19 protein-coding genes are annotated in these 17,529 nt (G+C 71.7%); 6 read left to right on the forward strand and 13 right to left on the reverse strand.

Translation table 11 applies throughout. From position 1 onward, the window contains the following. The first annotated feature begins 104 nt into the window (after positions 1 to 104). A complete protein-coding gene (locus tag HHX41_RS26785; RefSeq protein ID WP_182908214.1) occupies positions 105 to 1,889 on the forward strand; it encodes an efflux RND transporter periplasmic adaptor subunit in 1,785 nt (594 codons plus the stop codon). A gap of 470 nt (positions 1,890 to 2,359) precedes the next feature. Here the strand turns inward: HHX41_RS26785 and HHX41_RS26790 are convergent, their stop codons facing one another. From HHX41_RS26790 to lhgO, 6 genes are all read right to left on the reverse strand, one after another. After that, on the reverse strand, positions 2,360 to 2,659 hold the full coding sequence (locus HHX41_RS26790; RefSeq protein ID WP_182908215.1) for a helix-turn-helix domain-containing protein: 300 nt from the start codon (positions 2,657 to 2,659) through the stop codon (positions 2,360 to 2,362). Continuing rightward, a complete protein-coding gene (locus HHX41_RS26795; RefSeq protein ID WP_259401334.1) occupies positions 2,656 to 2,889 on the reverse strand; it encodes a type II toxin-antitoxin system RelE/ParE family toxin in 234 nt (77 codons plus the stop codon). The genes HHX41_RS26790 and HHX41_RS26795 overlap by 4 nt, the downstream gene beginning before the upstream one ends. A gap of 153 nt (positions 2,890 to 3,042) precedes the next feature. After that, complete coding sequence (locus tag HHX41_RS26800) at positions 3,043 to 3,225, reverse strand: hypothetical protein (protein ID WP_182908216.1); 183 nt, start codon at positions 3,223 to 3,225, stop codon at positions 3,043 to 3,045. Positions 3,226 to 3,332: 107 nt separating this feature from the next. Further along, complete coding sequence (locus HHX41_RS26805; protein ID WP_310742189.1) at positions 3,333 to 4,769, reverse strand: HAMP domain-containing sensor histidine kinase; 1,437 nt, start codon at positions 4,767 to 4,769, stop codon at positions 3,333 to 3,335. Between the two features lie 3 nt (positions 4,770 to 4,772). Then, positions 4,773 to 5,495: a response regulator transcription factor gene (locus HHX41_RS26810; RefSeq protein WP_169986478.1), complete on the reverse strand. Its 723-nt coding sequence runs from the start codon at positions 5,493 to 5,495 to the stop codon at positions 4,773 to 4,775. A gap of 18 nt (positions 5,496 to 5,513) precedes the next feature. Continuing rightward, positions 5,514 to 6,698, reverse strand: coding sequence for an L-2-hydroxyglutarate oxidase (lhgO, locus tag HHX41_RS26815; protein ID WP_182908217.1), 1,185 nt, complete (start codon positions 6,696 to 6,698; stop codon positions 5,514 to 5,516). Between the two features lie 88 nt (positions 6,699 to 6,786). On the opposite strand from lhgO, the gene HHX41_RS26820 reads away from it, so the two are divergent. Continuing rightward, a complete protein-coding gene (locus HHX41_RS26820) occupies positions 6,787 to 7,149 on the forward strand; it encodes a hypothetical protein (protein ID WP_169986482.1) in 363 nt (120 codons plus the stop codon). Positions 7,150 to 7,212: 63 nt separating this feature from the next. Next, positions 7,213 to 7,647, forward strand: coding sequence for a CBS domain-containing protein (locus HHX41_RS26825; protein ID WP_169986484.1), 435 nt, complete (start codon positions 7,213 to 7,215; stop codon positions 7,645 to 7,647). 210 nt (positions 7,648 to 7,857) lie between these two features. On the opposite strand, the gene HHX41_RS26830 is transcribed toward HHX41_RS26825, so the two are convergent. Further along, positions 7,858 to 8,898, reverse strand: coding sequence for a hypothetical protein (locus tag HHX41_RS26830; RefSeq protein WP_259401335.1), 1,041 nt, complete (start codon positions 8,896 to 8,898; stop codon positions 7,858 to 7,860). A 93-nt stretch (positions 8,899 to 8,991) separates the two neighbouring features. After that, positions 8,992 to 10,101 carry an epoxide hydrolase family protein gene (locus HHX41_RS26835; RefSeq protein ID WP_182908218.1) on the reverse strand — a complete coding sequence of 370 codons (1,110 nt, stop codon included), beginning with the start codon at positions 10,099 to 10,101 and terminating at the stop codon, positions 8,992 to 8,994. A 63-nt stretch (positions 10,102 to 10,164) separates the two neighbouring features. On the opposite strand from HHX41_RS26835, the gene HHX41_RS26840 reads away from it, so the two are divergent. Next, positions 10,165 to 11,139 carry a YafY family protein gene (locus HHX41_RS26840; RefSeq protein ID WP_182908219.1) on the forward strand — a complete coding sequence of 325 codons (975 nt, stop codon included), beginning with the start codon at positions 10,165 to 10,167 and terminating at the stop codon, positions 11,137 to 11,139. Here HHX41_RS26840 and HHX41_RS26845 read toward each other — a convergent pair. The 3 genes from HHX41_RS26845 to HHX41_RS26855 all read right to left on the reverse strand — a co-directional run bounded on the left by HHX41_RS26845 (position 11,131) and on the right by HHX41_RS26855 (position 13,783). Beyond that, positions 11,131 to 11,883 (reverse strand): SDR family NAD(P)-dependent oxidoreductase, encoded by a 753-nt coding sequence (locus tag HHX41_RS26845; protein WP_182908220.1) that lies wholly within the window; start codon positions 11,881 to 11,883, stop codon positions 11,131 to 11,133. The genes HHX41_RS26840 and HHX41_RS26845 overlap by 9 nt on opposite strands. Positions 11,884 to 11,991: 108 nt before the next feature. Continuing rightward, positions 11,992 to 12,573 carry a TetR/AcrR family transcriptional regulator gene (locus tag HHX41_RS26850; RefSeq protein WP_169986492.1) on the reverse strand — a complete coding sequence of 194 codons (582 nt, stop codon included), beginning with the start codon at positions 12,571 to 12,573 and terminating at the stop codon, positions 11,992 to 11,994. 37 nt (positions 12,574 to 12,610) lie between these two features. Then, positions 12,611 to 13,783 carry an NAD(P)/FAD-dependent oxidoreductase gene (locus HHX41_RS26855; RefSeq protein ID WP_182908221.1) on the reverse strand — a complete coding sequence of 391 codons (1,173 nt, stop codon included), beginning with the start codon at positions 13,781 to 13,783 and terminating at the stop codon, positions 12,611 to 12,613. A gap of 55 nt (positions 13,784 to 13,838) precedes the next feature. Between HHX41_RS26855 and HHX41_RS26860 the strand changes: the two genes are divergently transcribed. Next, the gene (locus tag HHX41_RS26860) at positions 13,839 to 14,408 is read left to right on the forward strand and encodes a PadR family transcriptional regulator (RefSeq protein WP_249350649.1); all 570 of its coding nucleotides are present in this window, start codon (positions 13,839 to 13,841) and stop codon (positions 14,406 to 14,408) included. A 50-nt stretch (positions 14,409 to 14,458) separates the two neighbouring features. Further along, a complete protein-coding gene (locus tag HHX41_RS26865) occupies positions 14,459 to 15,427 on the forward strand; it encodes an aldo/keto reductase (RefSeq protein WP_182908222.1) in 969 nt (322 codons plus the stop codon). Positions 15,428 to 15,738: 311 nt separating this feature from the next. Here the strand turns inward: HHX41_RS26865 and thpR are convergent, their stop codons facing one another. Both thpR and HHX41_RS26875 read right to left on the reverse strand, forming a co-directional pair. Then, complete coding sequence (thpR, locus tag HHX41_RS26870; protein WP_182908223.1) at positions 15,739 to 16,308, reverse strand: RNA 2',3'-cyclic phosphodiesterase; 570 nt, start codon at positions 16,306 to 16,308, stop codon at positions 15,739 to 15,741. After that, the gene (locus HHX41_RS26875; RefSeq protein WP_182908224.1) at positions 16,271 to 17,524 is read right to left on the reverse strand and encodes an MFS transporter; all 1,254 of its coding nucleotides are present in this window, start codon (positions 17,522 to 17,524) and stop codon (positions 16,271 to 16,273) included. Before HHX41_RS26875 ends, thpR begins: the two co-directional genes overlap by 38 nt. Positions 17,525 to 17,529 lie beyond the last annotated feature (5 nt).

A 17,529-nucleotide genomic window follows, 5' to 3' on the forward strand; every position in this document is an offset into this window, starting at 1 on the left:
GACAGTCCGCGTCCGGGTCCGCGTCCGCGTCCGGGTCCGCATCCACAGACAACTCTCAGGTACGGCCAAGCCACCGGTCACGTGGCGTCAGCAGGATGGCCGCCATGAGATCGAGCACTCCACTCCGCGTCGGAGGGCTCGCGCTGGCGGGGATCGTCATCGCGAGCGTCGCCGTGATCTCCGCCAGTGGCGGCGACACCTCCGTGGCCGATCGGATCGCGCTCGCGTCTGTCAGGCGGGGCACGGTCACGTCGTACGTCTCGGCCGCCGGCAACACCGTCGACACCGGCGTGCGCGATCTCGCGTTCGGAGCGGAGGGCACGGTCGAGAAGGTCTACGTCAAGGTGGGCGAGAAGGTCCGCCGGGGCAAGGTCCTCGCCCGGGTCGACGACACCATCGCCAGGGAGAACTACGCGGCCGCCAAGGCCGCCCTCGCCGCCGCCCAGGAGACCCTCGACGACGTCAAGAACGGCACCGCCACCGGAGGCGGCGTCTCCGGCGGCGGAACGGGCACGGGAGCCGCCGCGCCCGGGGCCGGCGGCGCGGGAGCCGGGACGTCCGGCGGCGGAACCGGTGCGGGAGGCGCGGGCGGAGCCGGCACCTCCGGCGCGACTGGCTCCGGAGCGGGACCGGGGAACGCGGGCGGCTCAGGGAGCGGCGGCCCGGTCGTGTGTCCGACATCCTCCGCGCGTCCCACCGCACAGCCTTCGGGGCGGACTTCGGGGCAGCCGTCTCCGCGTCCCACCGCACAGCCTTCGGGGCAGCCGACCTCCCGGCCATCGAGCCGGCCGACCGGCCGTACGGGCGACAAGAAGACGACCGCGGCGAGCGTGGCCCTCGTGGCGTACCGGGGCGGTGACCACGGAGGTGACCACGGCGGCCCGAAGCCCGAGCCCAGTCCCGTCCCCGCACACACGCCGCGTCCGCACGCGAAACCGTCCGCGACGCACCGTCCGGCCCCCGCGGACGGCGGAGCTGCCACGCCGAATCCCGGGGTGAGCGTGTCGATCCTGCCCACGGCACCGGCACAGCAGCCCTCCGCCAAGCCGATCCCCTCCCCCAGCGGTTCCTCCTCCACGTGTGCGCCCGGCCGGGGCGGCCAGGGACAGGGCTCACAGGAGCAGGGCGCACAGGGGCGGAGCCGGCAGGGGCAGGGTGGCGGCACGCAGGGTCGTGCGGGCTTCGGCGGCGGCCAGAGCGCTCCGGGCGGTCAGGCGGGCCAGGGCGGCGGCGCCCGGCTGACCGAGGCACAGGCCGAGGCGCAGGTCAGCCAGGCGACAACCGAACTGGCCGAGGCCAAGAAGGCCCTCGCCGGCGTGCGTATCAAGGCCCCGGCGGATGGCACGATCCTGTCGATCGCGGGAACCACCGGCTCCCGCTACACCTCGGGCGCCTTCATCACCCTCGGCGACCTCGACGCTCTTCAGGTGCAGGCGATGTTCACCGAGTCGGACCTCCGCTTCCTGAAGGCCGGTCAGGCGGCCACGGTCACGCTGTCCACGCAGCCGGGACGGGAGTACGCCGGAACGGTCGCCCATATCGACCCGACCGCGACCACCTCCAACCGGCTGGTCCGTTACGGCGTGACGATCGACCTGGCGAACCGCCCCGCCCGGCCGCTGCTGGGGCAGAGCGCCACCGTGCGGGTGACGACCGGCGAGGCGGCCGACGCGCTCTACGTCCCCTCACAGGCCGTACGCCTCCAGGACGACGGCACGGCCGTGGTCACGGTGACCAACGACGGAACCCAGACACGGCGGACGGTCAAGGTCGGCGTACGCGGCGACAGCCACGCGGAGATCACCGACGGCCTCGCCGAGGGCGACCAGGTCGTCCTGCCCGGCGCCTCCACCGCCTTCCCCGACGAAGGCTTCCCCACCGCCCGCTGACACATCGGCAGACCACTCGCCGTCCAGCACGGTCACCGCGCAACGCCCGAGCAAAAGCGAGGTCACATGATTTCCCTGCGAGTTGACGCTGTCCTCGCTACGCTCCGTGAAGAAAGACACTGCTCCCCGCCGTCCGGGCATCGCCCCGACTGGCGGGGATTATTCATTGCGGGGCAGTCCGCACCGGTTGGATCGATGACCGTACGGCCAGCAGTCGCACGTCGGGCTACCTGCGGGTGAAGGGGAGTGACGAGGATATGCACGCTCCGGTGGACAGGCCGCGGTCCGAGCAGGTCCGCGATCTGGGTGCGGTCGCGCTCCGACCGGTCGAGGCCGACGAAAGCCCGGACAGGCCGGATGCCGAGCAAGAGGGCCGACGACGGTTGTCGTTCATCAGAGCGATGAAATCGGGAGTCGGCGATCTGGCGGAACGCCATGAAGAGGTCCTCCGAGAGGGCCGACAGCGGACGTCACGCGGCGGGGGCCCGGGGTGTCAGGCGGACCTCTACTTCCGCATCCAGAGCGCTCGCCAAGCGCTCGATGACCGGCAGGGTGGGAACCGTACCTCCGGCCTCGAACCGCGCCACCGCTGACTGGGTCATGCCGGCGACACGAGCCAGATCGCTCTGGCTCCAGCCCCGCGTCTCCCGCATCGCCCGAATCGTCTTTCCCAGTTCATACGCGAGGCGTGCGGCCTCATGGGCCGCAACCGCGCCGGGCTCACTCATCCGGCGATCCCGGAGCTCCCGCCAGCTCTCCTGCTCGCTCATACCGCTTCTTCTGCCTCATCCACGGTGTGCGCCGCCTCGATACAGCGACGTAGGGCCCGACGAGCCCGCTCTATCTCACGCTCCTCGCGTGGCCTGGTCTTGCGAAACACCGTCAAGAGCACGATTCTGCGCCCGGGTGCGATCCAATAGGTGATGCGCACCGCGATGTCGTCGAGATAGAACCGCAGCTCGCGTAACTTGCCGTCGAGTTGCTTGCTGAAGGCCTTCAAGCCACTGCCGAACCTCTGGTTCCAGCTCGACTGTACCCCAACCCATAGCATCGATGCTATACCCAACGAGGACGCTGCGCGTCGTCATCGCTACTTTGAGTGGCCAGTGAATCCGGCAACGTTTCACTCGATTCGATCGAGTCCAACAGCTAGTCACCGGCGGGCGAAGGGGACCTCGTAGGCGGGTGGCCCGCCCAGCATCTCTGCCAGCTCATCCTCGGTGACGTCGAGGTCGAAGGCAGGGCCCGCCTGGTGAGGATCCCAGCCTCGGCCCAGAGCCATCCGTATGGCCGCCGCCACGAGCGCCGGCCGTACGGCCATCGTTCGCTCTCCCACCCAGACGTCCGGCCGGGAGAAGGGAAGCGAAACCAGGAGCACCCGCCCGGGCCCTCCCGCCCCTCAACCTGCGTTCCCGAGGACGCGTAGGTCAAGGGAATCAACGGTCAGGGGCGGGCTTCGGGGGCGAGAGGGAGGGTGACGCGGAAGGCGGCGCCGGCGCCGGGGGCGGTCTCCACGCCGACGTCGCCGCCGTGAGCCTCGACGAGGGACTGCACGATCGCGAGACCCAGGCCGCTGCCCCCGGACGGCCGCGTACGGGAGGGGTCGGCGCGGTAGAACCGCTCGAAGACGCGGGCGGCCTGCTCGGGGGTGAGGCCGGGCCCCTTGTCCGCCACCTCGATGTACGCCGTGCCGTCCCGGCTTCCGACGCGTACGGTGATCGGCGTTCCCTCGGGCGTGTGGGTCCTGGCGTTGCTCATCAGGTTGCCCACGACCTGCCGCAGCCGCACCTCGTCACCCGAGACGATCAGCGCCGCGTCCCCCTCGACCACGAGCGAGACGCCGCGGTCGGGGCAGAGGGTCCTGGCGTCGTGAACCGCGTCGGCCGCCAGGGCCAGCAGGTCCACGGGCTGCATGCGCAGCGGGCGCTGCTGGTCGAGCCGGGCGAGCAGCAGCAGGTCGTCCACCAGCAGGCCCATGCGGGCGGCCTCGCTCTCGATGCGCGACATCAGCCGGGTGACGTCGGCGTCCGGCACCTGCCGGTGGAACTCGGCGAATCCCCTGATCGAGGTGAGCGGCGTGCGCAGTTCGTGCGAGGCGTCGGCCACGAAGCGGCGCATGCGCGCCTCCGACTCCCGCGCCTTGACCTCGGACTCCCGCGCCTTGGCCTCGGACTCCCTGGCCGCCGTCTCGGAGGCCGCCCGGGCCTGGAACGCCGCCTCGATCTGGGCGAGCATGCCGTTCAGCGCGCGGGCGAGCCGCCCGACCTCGGTGCGCGGGTCGCGGTCGGGGATCCGGCTGCCGAGCTTTCCCCGGGCGATGGCGTCGGCGGTCGCCTCGATCTCCGCAAGGGGCCGCAGGCTGCGCCCTACGATCACGACGCCGACGACGGCGAGCACGACCATCAGGGCGCCGCCGACCAGCGCCTCGATGAGGGTGAGCCGCGCGGTGATCTGCCCGACCGAGGCCATGTCCACCGCGACGACCACCGTGCCCAGGCCGTCGATGGGCACCACCCGGGCCCGCCACCGGCCGTCGCCCGACACCGCCGGAACCGTCACCGGGCTCTGGGAGGTCACGGCGCCGGGACCCGGCAGGTCCTCCACGCCCATGCCCGCCTGCGCGAGCACCGTCCCGCCGCCGGTGTCGCGGATCTCCACCCGTCCCTCGGGCGGCAGCCTGAGCCGTGCGAACGCGGCGGGGCCGCGGCCGAGCCGGATCTCGGTCTCGTGCGCCAGCATGCCGACCTGCATGTCGACCCGGCTGACCAGGTAGTCGCGCAGCACCGAGACGCTGCCCACACCGACGACCGCGAGGGCGACCGCGACCAGCGCGAGCATGGCCGCGCTGAGCCGGATCCGCAGCGGCGTACGCCCCGGCACGGCTCAGGCGCCGGCGGGCGGTGTCCGCATGACGTAGCCGACGCCGCGCAGCGTGTGGATGAGCCGGGACTGGGCCCGGGAATGGTCGGTGTCGAGCTTGCGGCGCAGCACCGACACGTACGACTCGACGATCCCGGCGTCGCCGCGGAAGTCGTAGTCCCACACGTGATCGAGGATCTGGGCCTTGGACAGCACCCGGCCGGTGTTGCACATGAAGTAACGCAGCAGCTTGAACTCCGTCGGCGACAGGGAGACGGCCCGGCCGCCGCGCCAGACCTCGTGGGACTCCTCGTCCAGCTCGATGTCGGCGAAGGTCAGCCGCGGCGGGGCGACCAGCGGGTCCCCGGCGGTGCGGCGCAGCACGGCCCGGATGCGGGCGACGACCTCCTCCAGACTGAACGGCTTGGTCACGTAGTCGTCGCCGCCGAGCGTCAGGCCCCGGATCTTGTCCTCGGTGGCGTCCCGCGCCGTGAGGAAGACCACAGGGGTGTGGCTGCCGCCGCCGCGCAGCCTGCGCACGATGTCGAACCCGTCCATGTCGGGCAGCATGACGTCGAGGACGATCAGGTCCGGGCGGTGCCGCCGGGCCGCGGCGACCGCCTCGCCGCCGTTGGACGCGGCGTGGACCTCGAATCCGGCGTACCTGAGACTGGCCGCGAGCAGTTCGAGGATGTTCGGCTCGTCCTCGACGATCAGCAGCCGGGCTTCGGGAGATTCAGCGACCATGGCGCCAGCACTCTAGACCTAGGTTGTTAAGGGAACCGTTAAAGCGATGTGCCTGGCGATGGCGAGGCTGCTCGTCGCCGCGGGTGAGGGCGCGTTGCGCACCAGCACGATCCGCCCGCGCACGTCGATGACGAAGTCGTCGAGCAGCCCGCCGTCCCGCGACACGGCCTGTGCCCGCACGCCGCCCTCGGTGCGTACGAGGTCGGGCGAGGACAGGGTGGGTACGTACCGCCGGGCGGCGGACACGAAGGCGTGTTTGGCCAGCGAGCCGTACACCTCGCGCAGGCCGGTCCGCCAGTGCTCGGCCGCCAGGCGCCGGGTGCCCGGCCAGGACAGGATGCCGCGCAGGTCGCGGGCCGAGGCCCGGCGCCACGAGTAGCCCTCCAGGGCGAGCGCCGGCACGGCGTTGGGCCCCACCAGGACCTCCCCGTCGATCCGGCGGGTCAGGTGGACGCCGAGGAAGGGGTAGCGGGGGTCGGGCACGGGATAGATGAGCCCCTTCACCAGGTCACGCGCCGAGCCGGCGAGCCGGTAGTACTCCCCGCGGAACGGGACGATCCGCACGTCTCCGCCCACCCCCGCCAGGTCCGCCACACGGTCGGAGCCGAGACCGGCGCAGGAGATCAGTCGGTCGAAGGTGAGCCTCTCCGGCCCGGCCGCCACCGCGACGCCGTCCGCGGTCTGCCTGATCGCGCGTACGGGGCGCGAGAGCCGTACGGACCCGCCGGCCTCGGCCACGTCGGCGGCGAGGCGGCGCGCGACCGCGGAGAAGTCGGTGATCGCGGTGTGCGGCGAGTGGACGGCGGCGACCCCGACCGCGTACGGTTCCACCTCCCGCAGGCCGATCGCGTCGAGCTCGGCGATGCCGGGCACGCCGTTCTCCCTGGCCCGCTCGGCGATGCGGCGCAGCCCCGGCAGTTCGGCCCGGGTGGAGGCCACGACGAGCTTGCCCACCTCGTCGTACGGCAGGCCGTGCTCGGCGCAGTACTCGCGCAGCATGGCCACGCCCTCCCGGCAGAGGGTCGCCTTGAGCGAGCCGGGCTGGTAGTAGATCCCGGCGTGCACGACTCCGCTGTTGTGCCCGGTCTGGTGGGCGGCGACGCGGGGCTCCTTCTCCAGGACGGTCACCTCGGCGCCCGCCCGTGCCATCTGCCGGGCCACGGCCAGACCGAGGATCCCGGCGCCGACGATCCCGATCCTCATGTCCGTACCGTTGTCGACAGCATGCCGGCCATTGTCTCAGCCGGAGCCGCTCCGCGGTGATCGAACCTGTGTTCGGTACGATGGCGGAGTGTACGTGCCACCCGGCTGGCCGCCGGAGGTGCGCCCTCCGGGCAGCCCCGAATGGGAGGTCTCGGCCGTGTCGTGGCTGCTCGACGCGGTACCCCCGGACTACCGCGCGTACGGCGTGCTACGCCGTCACCCTCTCGCGCTCGCCCGGATGGCCCGTCAGCAGGCGGCGGCCTCGATCCAGGCGGCCAGGGAGGGGTATCGCGGAGCGGCGGTGGAGTTGAAGGAGCACCTGCCTCCGCACGCGGTCGAGGCGGTCCTGGACGCCTACCGCCAGGAGGGCCCCCGGCTCGTACGGCTGGCCGAGTCGATCGCGCTCGTGGAGCGCGCCCTGCGCGGCGAGCACTTCCTCCCCCGGCTGTGAATCCGCTCTTATTTCCGGACAGAGGGGGCATAACCGCCCAAAAGAGGAAATCGGGGGTTAGCCATGACCACAGAGGGAGTGACCAAGACCGCCGGCCAGGTCATGCACCAGGGCGCCGAGTGCATCGGCGAGCACGACAGCCTTCGCAGGGCCGCCGAGATGATGCGCGACCTGAACGTCGGCGCCCTGCCCATCTGCGGGGAGGACGACCGGCTGAAGGGCATCATCACCGACCGCGACATCGTGATCAAGTGCTGCGCCGAGGGCAAGGACCTCGACCAGACCACGGCGAGCGAGCTCGCCCGCGGCCTCGTCTGGGTCGACGCAGGCGCCAGCGTCGAGGACGCCCTGGCGAAGATGGAGGAGCATCAGATCAAGCGCATGCCGGTGATCGACAACCACCGGATCGTCGGGATGATCACCGAGGCCGACCTGGCCAAGGAGCTGCCCGACAGCAAGCTCGCGGAGTTCGTGCACCGCATCTACGCGCGGAGCTGACTCTCGCGACGCTCTCCGGGGCCGGGCACCATGGGGGCCCGGCCCTTCCGCGCGCCGCCGCGCACGACCACTGCACCGCGCACGACCACTGCACCGCGCACGACCGCTGGACCGCCACAGCCACTGCACCACGCACGGCCACCACACCGCGCACAGCCACCCGCCGGGCCGAGCCGCCCCGCCGCGCCGCGCGCGGCCGGTGCGCCTCGTTCAGCGGCCCGTGCGGTAGGCGACGAACGCGATGATCCCGATCGCCCCGAGGGCGACCGCCACCCATAACACCGGCATCGGCACGCCGGGCAGGCCGCCGCCTTCGGCGGCCGCCTCGCTCGACGGCGTGACCGCCCTCGGCCGGACGGAGGTCCGGGCCGGGCGGGGAGAGGGACTCGGGCGGGCGGAGGCCGGCAGTGGCACCCGGTAGACCGGGCTGTCTTCCCCCTCGCTGCCGGTGAGCAGGGCCGTCCCGTCCCGGGTGTACGCGATCGACTCGGCCTGCTTGAGCGGCGGCATCGTGACGTGCGCGATCAGTTTGCCGGGTGATCGGTAGACGGACGCGGAGAAGTACGTGCGGATGACGAAACTCGACCCGTCGGGGGCGTACGCCGCGTCGGTCGCCATGATGGGCGCCGGCCCCACCCGCCGCAGGACGTTCACCTTGTCGGCGCGGAGCTTCGCCGGCGCGGCGTAGACGCCGCCGGAGAACTCCTTGCTGACGATGTACAGCCGGCCCGAACGGGGATCGACCATCACCCCCTCGGCGTTGCGGGGGCCGTCGGCGTACCGGAAGCGATACCGGGTCGCCCGCAGCGTCGCGTCCTCCATCGTCCGGGGCTCGACGACCTTGTAGACGGACACGTCCGGCCAGGCGCCGTCCATGTTGTCCCCGATGTCGGCGATCCACAGCACGCCGCGGCCGGTCGCGCGGTCGGTGGAGGCCGCGATGCCCTCCCAGTCCCTGGCCTCGGCGTTCCCGATCGTGAACGTCGCCCGCGTGCGGCCGTCCGGGCCGATCGCGTAGATCTGCGGTCCGTGACCGCTGTCGTTGTGGGTGTAGACGATGCCCTTGTGCGTGGGCGAGACGGCCAGTCCGCTCGACTCGCTGACGCGCTCGTCCCTGATCAGGAACTGCGGCCGGTCTCCGTCGTCGGCCCGCGCGGCCGTACCCGGAACGGCCGCTCCCGCGGCCGCGAGGAGAGCCAGGACGGCCCGCGGAATCCGTCTCGTCCGAGTCCGCCCCGTTGCGCGCCCCATGCGGCCATCATTCCCGATGTCCGCTGCACGTGCGGCGGCCGACATGCCCCCGGCCGTCCCGGATTCGGTCAGGGGCGGGCAAGTGGCGGGCGATCAGCGCAGGGCGGCGTAGAAGTCGCGCAGGTCGGCGGCGAGCACGTCCGGCCGCAGATGGGCGGCGTAGTGGCCGCCCCCACCGTAGGACCGCCAGTGGACGATGTTCTTGTGGTCGCGCTCGGCGAAGGTGCGCATCGACACGAAGTCGCCCTCGAACATCGCCAGGCCGAGCGGGACCGTCGTCGGCTCCTTGGGGTGCTCGGCGTGCGCGTCCTCGTAGTAGAACCGCGTCGCCGACGTGGCGGTGCCGGTCACCCAGTAGAGCATCGTGTTGGTCAGGATGAAGTCGTCGTCGACGTCCTCGCCGAACAACTGGGCGTTCCAGCCGAGCAGCCCGGCCGGCGAGTCGAAGATCCCGTACGACAGTGTCTGCGGCTGCTGGGAGTGGACCATGTTGAACGACATCTTGTTCTCGTAGAACCACTGCAGCACCTCAAGGCCCTTGCGCTCCTCGTCGGTGAGGTTCGCCATCTCCGCCGGGTCGCCGGAGGGGAAGGAGTAGATCTGCGTGACGTGGACGCCGACGACGTGCCCGGGGTCCACCCGGCCGACCTCGGGCGAGACGAACGAGCCGCCGTCGTTGCCCACCGCGCCGTACCGGTCGTAGCCGAGCCTGCGCATGAGCTCCGCCCAGGCCCGGGCCGTACGGAACCTGTTCCAGCCCCGCTCCCGCGTCGGGCCGGAGAAGCCGAAGCCGGGCAGCGACGGGATCACCAGATGGAACGCCTGCGCCGGGTCGTCGGGCTTCGTCAACGACTCGACGACCTTGAGGTACTCCACCACCGAACCCGGCCAGCCGTGGGTCAGGATCAGCGGGAGCGCGTCCTCGTGCGGCGACCGTACGTGCAGGAAGTGGATGTTCTGTCCGTCGATTTCGGTCATGAACTGGGGATACCGGTTGATCTCGGCCTCGTGGGCGCGCCAGTCGTACCCGTCGCGCCAGTACGCGGCCAGCCGCTTCACGTACTCGACCGGCACGCCGTAGTCCCATCCCCCGCCCGGGATCTCGTCGGGCCACCGGGTGCGGCCGAGGCGGTCCTTCAGGTCGTCGAGGTCGATCTGCGGGACGTCGATCCGGAACGGCGTGATCTGCGTGTTCTCGCTCATGACGCCGACACTAGAGACCCTTCCGGACAGGGTCTGTCCTGAAGTGCCGCCAGACTTGAACCCATGCTGGAAACCTCGGCGCGGCTGCTGCGCCTGCTGTCGTTGCTCCAGGCCAGGCGCGACTGGCCCGGCGCGATCCTGGCCGGACGGCTCGGCGTGAGCGAGCGGACCGTCCGCCGCGACGTCGATCGGCTGCGCGAACTCGGCTATCCGGTGGAGTCCACCCGGGGCACCGACGGCGGCTACCGGCTGGTCGCCGGGACCGCGATGCCGCCCCTGCTCCTCGACGACGAGGAGGCGGTGGCCGTGGCGATCGGGCTGCGGGCCGCCGGCGGCGTGGCGGGCGTCGAGGAGGCGGCCGAGCGCGCCGCCGCCAAGCTCGAGCAGGTGCTGCCGTCGCGCCTGCGCCGCAGGGTGGGCGCCCTGCAGGCGTACACCGAGCCGGTGCCGCCCGACCGGCCGGGTCCGGCGATCGATCCGGCCGTCCTGAACGCGCTGGCCGCCGCCTGCCGCGACCGCGAACGGCTGCGGTTCGACTACCGGGGCCACGACGGCTCCTCGGGCGTACGGGTGACGGAGCCGTACCGGCTCGTGTCCTGGGGCCGCCGCTGGTATCTGGTGGCCTGGGACGTCGACCGCGACGACTGGCGCACGTTCCGGGTGGACCGGATCGCGCCGCGTACGCCCACCGGCCCGCGGTTCCCGCCCCGCGACCCGCCCCAGGGCGGGGCGGCGGCGTACGTCGCCCGGGGCGTGTCGGCGGCGGCCTGGCGGCACCACGCCCGGGTGCTCGTCCACGCCCCGGCCGAGGAGGTCGCCGCGCGGATCAACCCCGCCGTCGGCGTCGTGGAGGACGTCGACGACCGCACCTGCGTGCTCGTGACCGGCGCCGACACCCTGAACGCGCTCGCCGTCCACCTCGGCCTGCTCGATCTCGACTTCGAGATCACCGGTCCGCCGGACCTGGTGGAGCACCTGCGCGCACTCACCGCCCGCTACGCCCGCGCGACCGCCGCCGCGCCGGAGGGGTCAGGCTGAGGCACCGCCGTCGAGCGCCAGGTCGAGCCCCACCGCGAAGCCGGCGTCGTCCGAGGCGAGCCAGAGCACGGTGCCGGTGATCTCGTCGAGGGCGCCGACGCGGCCGATCGGCAACTGGTCCCGGAGCCGGGCGGCCCGGTCGTCCTCGGTCTCACCGGGCCGCTTGGACATCTCCGTGTCCAGCGGGCCCGGGCTGACCGCGTTGATCCTGACGCCGGCCCGGATGTTCTCCAGCGCCGCCGTACGGGTAAGCGCGCTGACCGCGGCCTTGGACGCGGCGTAGGCGCCCAGCCCGGGGACCCTCTTGTGGGCCCCGATGTTCGAGGCGATGTTGACGATCACGCCGTAGCCCTGCGCACGCATCGCGGCGATCTCGTGCTTCATCGCGAGGAAGGTCCCGGTGGCGTTCACCTGCATGACCCGCGCCCAGTCGTCCTCCGGCATGTCCGCGACCGTGCCCCCGGCGAAGACCCCGGCGTTGTTGACCGCGACGTCGAGGCGGCCGAACCGGGTGAGGATCTCCTGAACGAGCCGGGCCACACCGGCCGAGTCGGTCACGTCGACTGCGAGCGCGACGGCCCGGCCTCCCTCGGTCTCGATCAGCTTGACGGTCTGCTCCAGCGCCTCGGGACTCCGGGACGCCACCACCACGATGGCGCCCTCCCGGGCGAACCCCCGGGCGACCGCCCGGCCGACGCCGGAACCCGCTCCGGTGACCAGAACCACAGTGTCCGTGAACCTCATCGTCACTCCTCGAATCGGGGGAGCCGAGCACGGCGAATGCCGCGCATTTCTAGATCGATCAGTCCAAAATGGAGGTACGGAAAAGCGCATTCCTCTTCGAAGGGGCGATCAGCGGAGGAGCGCGAGAGCCTGGGCGGCGGCGTCGCGGATGCGGGCGGGATCGCCGCGGCCCTTCCCCATCACCCGCAGCCCCTGCAGGAAGACGAGCACGAATCGCGCCAGCGCCCGGGGGTCGGCCTCGGCCGAGATCTCCCCTTGGGCGCGGGCGCGGATAAGCGCGGAGGTGAGCGCCGTCTCCAGACCCGTCCAGCTGGTCTCGACGAACCGGGCCACCGGCTCGTCGTCCGGCAGGAGTTCGGCCGCCGCGTTCACGATCATGCACCCTCGCCGGTCACGGTCGTGGATCGAGTCCTCGGCGTACAGCTCGACCACGGCCCGTACGGCCGGCAGGGCGGGACCGGGCTGCGACAGCAGCTCCACGAGGTTCGGGTCGCGCGTCTGGACGTAGCGATCCAGCGCCTTCAGGTAGAGGTCGTGCTTGCCACCGAAGGTGGCGTACAGGCTGGCGCGCCCGATACCGAGGTGCTCGACCAGGTCGGCCATCGACGTGGCCTCGTATCCGCGCCGCCAGAACAGGTCCAGGGCCCGCTCCAGCACGACGTCGGGGTCGAACTCCTTGGTCCTCGCCATGGCCTCGACCCTAGACCATACAAGAACGATTGGTCAATTAAGCCGCGACGTGGTCGTCCCACGTGATCCGGTGGTCGTACATCCAGGCCAGCGCGTTCCGCTTCTCCACCTGTCGCATGATCACGGGAAGGATCAGGTCGCGAACGAAGGCCCCGCCGACGCCCGGCGCCTTGCCGTCGCCGTTGCGCTTGCCCTGCGCGACGACCCGTTCGACCCGCCGGCGCCGCAGCCGCTCGAAGGCGGCGAACGCGTCCGCGGTGCCGGGCACGTCGCGCAGGCACTTCCCCAGCACCACGGCGTCCTCGATGGCCATCGACGCGCCCTGACCGGAGGACGGCGAGGTGGCGTGGGCCGCGTCTCCGACGATGACCATGCGCTCGCCGGACCACTTGGGCACGGTCGGGAAGTCGTAGGTGTTCCAGCCGGGCAGGATGTGCGGGGTCGCGGCGATGATCTCCCGCATCGGCCCCGCGTCGCCCTCGAACAGGTCCATGAGCCTGGCCCGCCACTGCTCGGGGGTGATCGCCGCGAGTTCCTCAGGGCTCATCTCCCTGCGGCTCGGCGGGTTGGCGAACCACCACACCTGCCCCTCGGGGTGGACCATGTAGCCGAAGAAGCACCGCCTGCCGAAGACGAAGTAGCAGACCCCCGGCCTGCCCGGCGACCGCACACCTTCGGCGTAGCCGCCCGTGTTCAGCAGCCCGACGTACCGGGCGCGGGGGGCGCCGGGGTCGATGAGGGTGCGGGTGCGCGAGCGCAGCCCGTCGGCGCCCACCAGCAGGTCGCCCTCGGCCTCGCTCCCGTCCGCGAAGACCGCCCGCACCCCCTGCGGGGTGGCCGAGGCGTCGACGAGCCGCCTGCCGTAGTGGATCGGCACGCCCCGCCGTACGGCCTCGTCGCGCAGCGCCTGGTAGAGGTCGGCGCGCCGGAGTGTGCGGCTCGGCTGGCTCGTGGTCGCCAGCGGCCTGCCGCGCGCGTTGCGGATCTCCATGACCGGCGTGTCCATGCCGAGGCCGCCGACGACGTCGTCCAGGCCGAGCAGCCGCAGGGCCTCCAGTCCGTTGCGCGCGACCGTGAGGAAGGCGCCGACCCCCTCGGCGCCCCGGTCGTACGCCTCGAAGACCTCGCTGTCGACTCCGGCGCGCCGCAGCGCCATGGCCGTGACGGGACCCGCGATCCCGCCGCCGATGATCAGAGCTTTCTTGGTCATGCTCTGACTATACATATTATGACTATTTGCGGACAAGGCCCCTATGATGGGCGCCATGTCGACGCGGCGCTCTCCCCTGGCCACGGCGGTGCTCGCCCTGGTCTGCGAGTCGCCGATGCACGCCTACCGCATGCAGCAGCTGATCAAGGAGCGCCATCAGGACGACGTGGTCAACGTCGCGCAGCGCAACAGCGTGTACCAGACCATCGACCGCCTGCTCCGCGACGGGCTGCTGGCGGTCCGCGAGACCACCCGCGAGGAGAACCGGCCGGAGCGCACGGTCTACGAGGCCACCCAACTGGGCCGGGAGACGCTCAAGCAGTGGATGCGCACCATGCTGTCCACCCCGGCCCGGGAGTTTCCCGAGTTCCCCGCCGCGCTCGCCTTCCTGCCCGTGCTGCCGCCGGACGAGGCGCTGGCCGCGCTGCGGCAGCGGATCGCCGCGCTGGAGACGCGACTGGCCGCGCTCGACGCCGAGCTGGCCGAGAGCCTGACCTTCGTGGCCCGCCTCTTCCTCGTGGAGTCCGAATACCAGCGGGGGCAGGTCGCCACCGAGCTGGAGTTCGTCCGCGGCCTCGCCGACGACCTCGCCGAAGGCCGCCTCACCTGGGACTTCCGCCTCTGAGGCGCGCCGGGCTCGCCTGGAGTCCACTCCAGGTACCTAGGGTGGGGGGCATGGAATACGGACACCTTGGCCGCACCGGCCTGCTGGTCAGCAAGCTCTGCCTGGGGACCATGAACTTCGGTCCGCAGACCACGGAAGAGGACTCTTTCGCGATCATGGATCGCGCCCATGAGCTCGGGATCAACTTCTTCGACACGGCCAACGTGTACGGCTGGGTCAAGGGCGAGGGGATCACCGAGAACATCATCGGCCGCTGGTTCGCGCAGGGCGGGGGCCGCCGCGAGCGTACGGTCATCGCCACCAAGCTGTACGGCTCGATGGGCGACTGGCCGAACGAGGAGAAGCTGTCGGCGCTGCACATCCGGCGGGCGGCGGAGGCCTCGCTGCGCCGCATGCAGACCGACTACATCGACGTCTACCAGGCCCACCACATCGACCGGGACACCCCGTTCGAGGAGTTCTGGGAGGCCATGGACATCCTCAAGCAGCAGGGCAAGATCCTGTACGTCGGCTCGTCGAACTTCGCCGGCTGGCACATCGCCAAGGCCCAGGAGTCGGCCCGGCGCCGGGGCACCGTCGGCCTGGTCAGCGAGCAGTCCCACTACAACCTGCTCGTCCGCGCGCCCGAGCTGGAGGTCATCCCTGCCTGTGAGGACTACGGCCTCGGCCTGATCCCGTGGAGCCCGCTCGCGGGCGGCCTGCTCGGCGGCGTCCTCCGGAAGATCGACAAGGGCCGCTCCGCGGCCGACCACATCGTCGCCCAGCTCGACAAGCACCGCGACAAGATCGAGCGCTACGAGGCGTTCTGCGACGAGCTCGGCGAGGACCCGGCCAACGTCGGGCTGGCGTGGCTGCTGCACCAGCGGGCGGTCACCGCGCCGATCATCGGCCCCCGTACGGTCGAGCAGCTCGACGGTACGCTCCGGGCGCTGGAGATCGAGCTGAACGACAAGGCGCTCGCCCGGCTCGACGAGATCTTCCCCGGCTTCAAGACCGCCCCGGAGGAGTACGCCTGGTGATCAGGCGGTGTTGAGGAGTGCCTGACAAATGCTGCCCGTCGCGAGCGTGGATCCAGGTGGATGCATCGCAAGGCGGAGGAGGAGCCGATAACAGCGTTATCGGCGACGACGACCCCGGGCCCCGCGGAAATTCCGAGCCTGCGAGGAATTTTCGTGGGTGGGGCAACGCAGCGAGGCGCCGCCTGGGCCACGCGCAGCAGGGCTTGATTTGTCAGGGACGACCTAGGAGCGCGCCGACGATCACGATGAGCACGAGCAGCGCGAGCACCGTGGGCAGCAGCCAGCGTCGAGGACGATCCACGTCATGGAGCCTAGTCGCGGACTGCCAATGGGTACGCCTCGACCTGCTCGTAGCGCACGCTCGCCCCGATGTGGCTGCGTACGAGGTGCACCGACGACACCTCCCAGCGCCGCCCGCCGAAGGCGCTCAGGGCGCCGACCAGGGGGCGCAGGTCGTCGCCGTGGCGTGACCGGGTCCTGGAGCGGGCCAGGGTGAGATGGGGATGGAACCGCTTGCGGTCGGTCTCCGCCGCCCCGGCCCGCCGGGCCCCGGCCGCCACCGAGCCGGCGAGCCGCGTCAGCGCCGGTCCGGCGTCCAGACCGACCCAGAAGATCCGTCCCCGGGAGGCGGAGGGGAAGGCGCCGGCGCCGCCGAACGCCACCGTCTCAGGGGAATGCCGGGCGGCCGCCCGGGCCAGCCGTACGCGTAGCTCGGGCAGGACGTCGTCGGGCACCTCGCCGAGGAAGGCCACGGTGACGTGCCACAGCGCGGGATCGACCCAGCGCAGCTGCGACCACTCGGCGCGTACGGGGTCGACCGCCGTGGCGATCTCCGCCAGCGCCTCAGGCGGCGGCAGCAGCGCCACGAACAATCTGCTCACGTGCCGATTCTTCCTTGCCAGCCACGCGTGCCGCGACCATCCGGGTCACCAGCACCGCCAGGAAGACGCCACACATGCTCAGCACGCCGGCGGCCACGACCGAGACCCGGGGGCCGGCCAGCTCGGCGAGCCAGCCCACCAGCGGCGACCCGATCGGGGCTCCCCCGGTGAAGACCAGCACGTAGATCCCCATCACCCGACCGCGCATCTCGGGCGAGGCGCCGAGCTGCACGATCGTGTTCGCGGTCGTGTTGACCGTGATCATCGCCATGCCCGCGGGGACGAGCATCAGCAGGAAGGCCGGGTATCCGGGAGCGAGCCCGGCGGCGACCTGGAACAGCCCGAAGCACAGCGCCCCGGCGATCAGGAACCGGCGGCTCGGCTTGACCCGGCGCGCGGCGAGCAGCGCCCCGCCGAACGCCCCGACGGCGAACGCGCTGGACGCGACGCCGAAGGAGGACGCGCCCGCGCCGAACGCCTGCTTGGCCATCAACGCGATGCTGGTCGAGAAGCTCTGCGCGAAGATCGCCATGAACGCCACGAGCAGTAGCGGAAGAAGCAGGTCCGGCCGGTTGCCGACGTAGCGCAGGCCCTCCCGCAGCTGGCCCTTGCCCCGCGGCACGGGCTCGGGCGAGCGCAGCTCGGACACCCGCATGAGCGCGAGACCGGTGATCACCGCGGCGAACGACGCGGCGTTCAGCACGAAGATCGGGCCGGTGCCCATCCAGGAGATCAGCAGGCCGGCCACCGCCGGGCCGACGACCCGGGCGAGGTTGAAGGTCGAGCTGTTCAGCGCGATGGCGTTCGGCAGGTCCCGCCGGCCCACCATCTCCACCACGAACGACTGCCGTGTGGGCACCTCGACGCACGACACCAGGCCGAGCGTGAACGCCATCGCGTACACGTGCCAGACCTGGGCCGTGCCGGTGAGCACCAGCACGCCCATGGTCAGCGCCAGCAGCCCCATGAGCGTCTGGGCCACCATGAGGATCCGGCGCTTGGGGTAGCGGTCCGCGATGACCCCGCCGAACATGCCGAACAGCATCGTCGGCAGGAACTGCAGCGCCACGGTGACGCCGAGCGCCGAGCCGCGGCCGTGCGAGAGGTCGAGGACCAGCCAGTCCTGGGCGGTGCGCTGCATCCAGGTGCCGACGTTGGAGACGACGCCCCCGGCGGCGAACAGACGGTAGTTGTGGTTCCGCAGCGAGCGGAACATGCCGC

The sequence above is a fragment of the Microbispora sp. H13382 genome, from assembly GCF_014161445.1.
Classification (GTDB): domain Bacteria; phylum Actinomycetota; class Actinomycetes; order Streptosporangiales; family Streptosporangiaceae; genus Microbispora.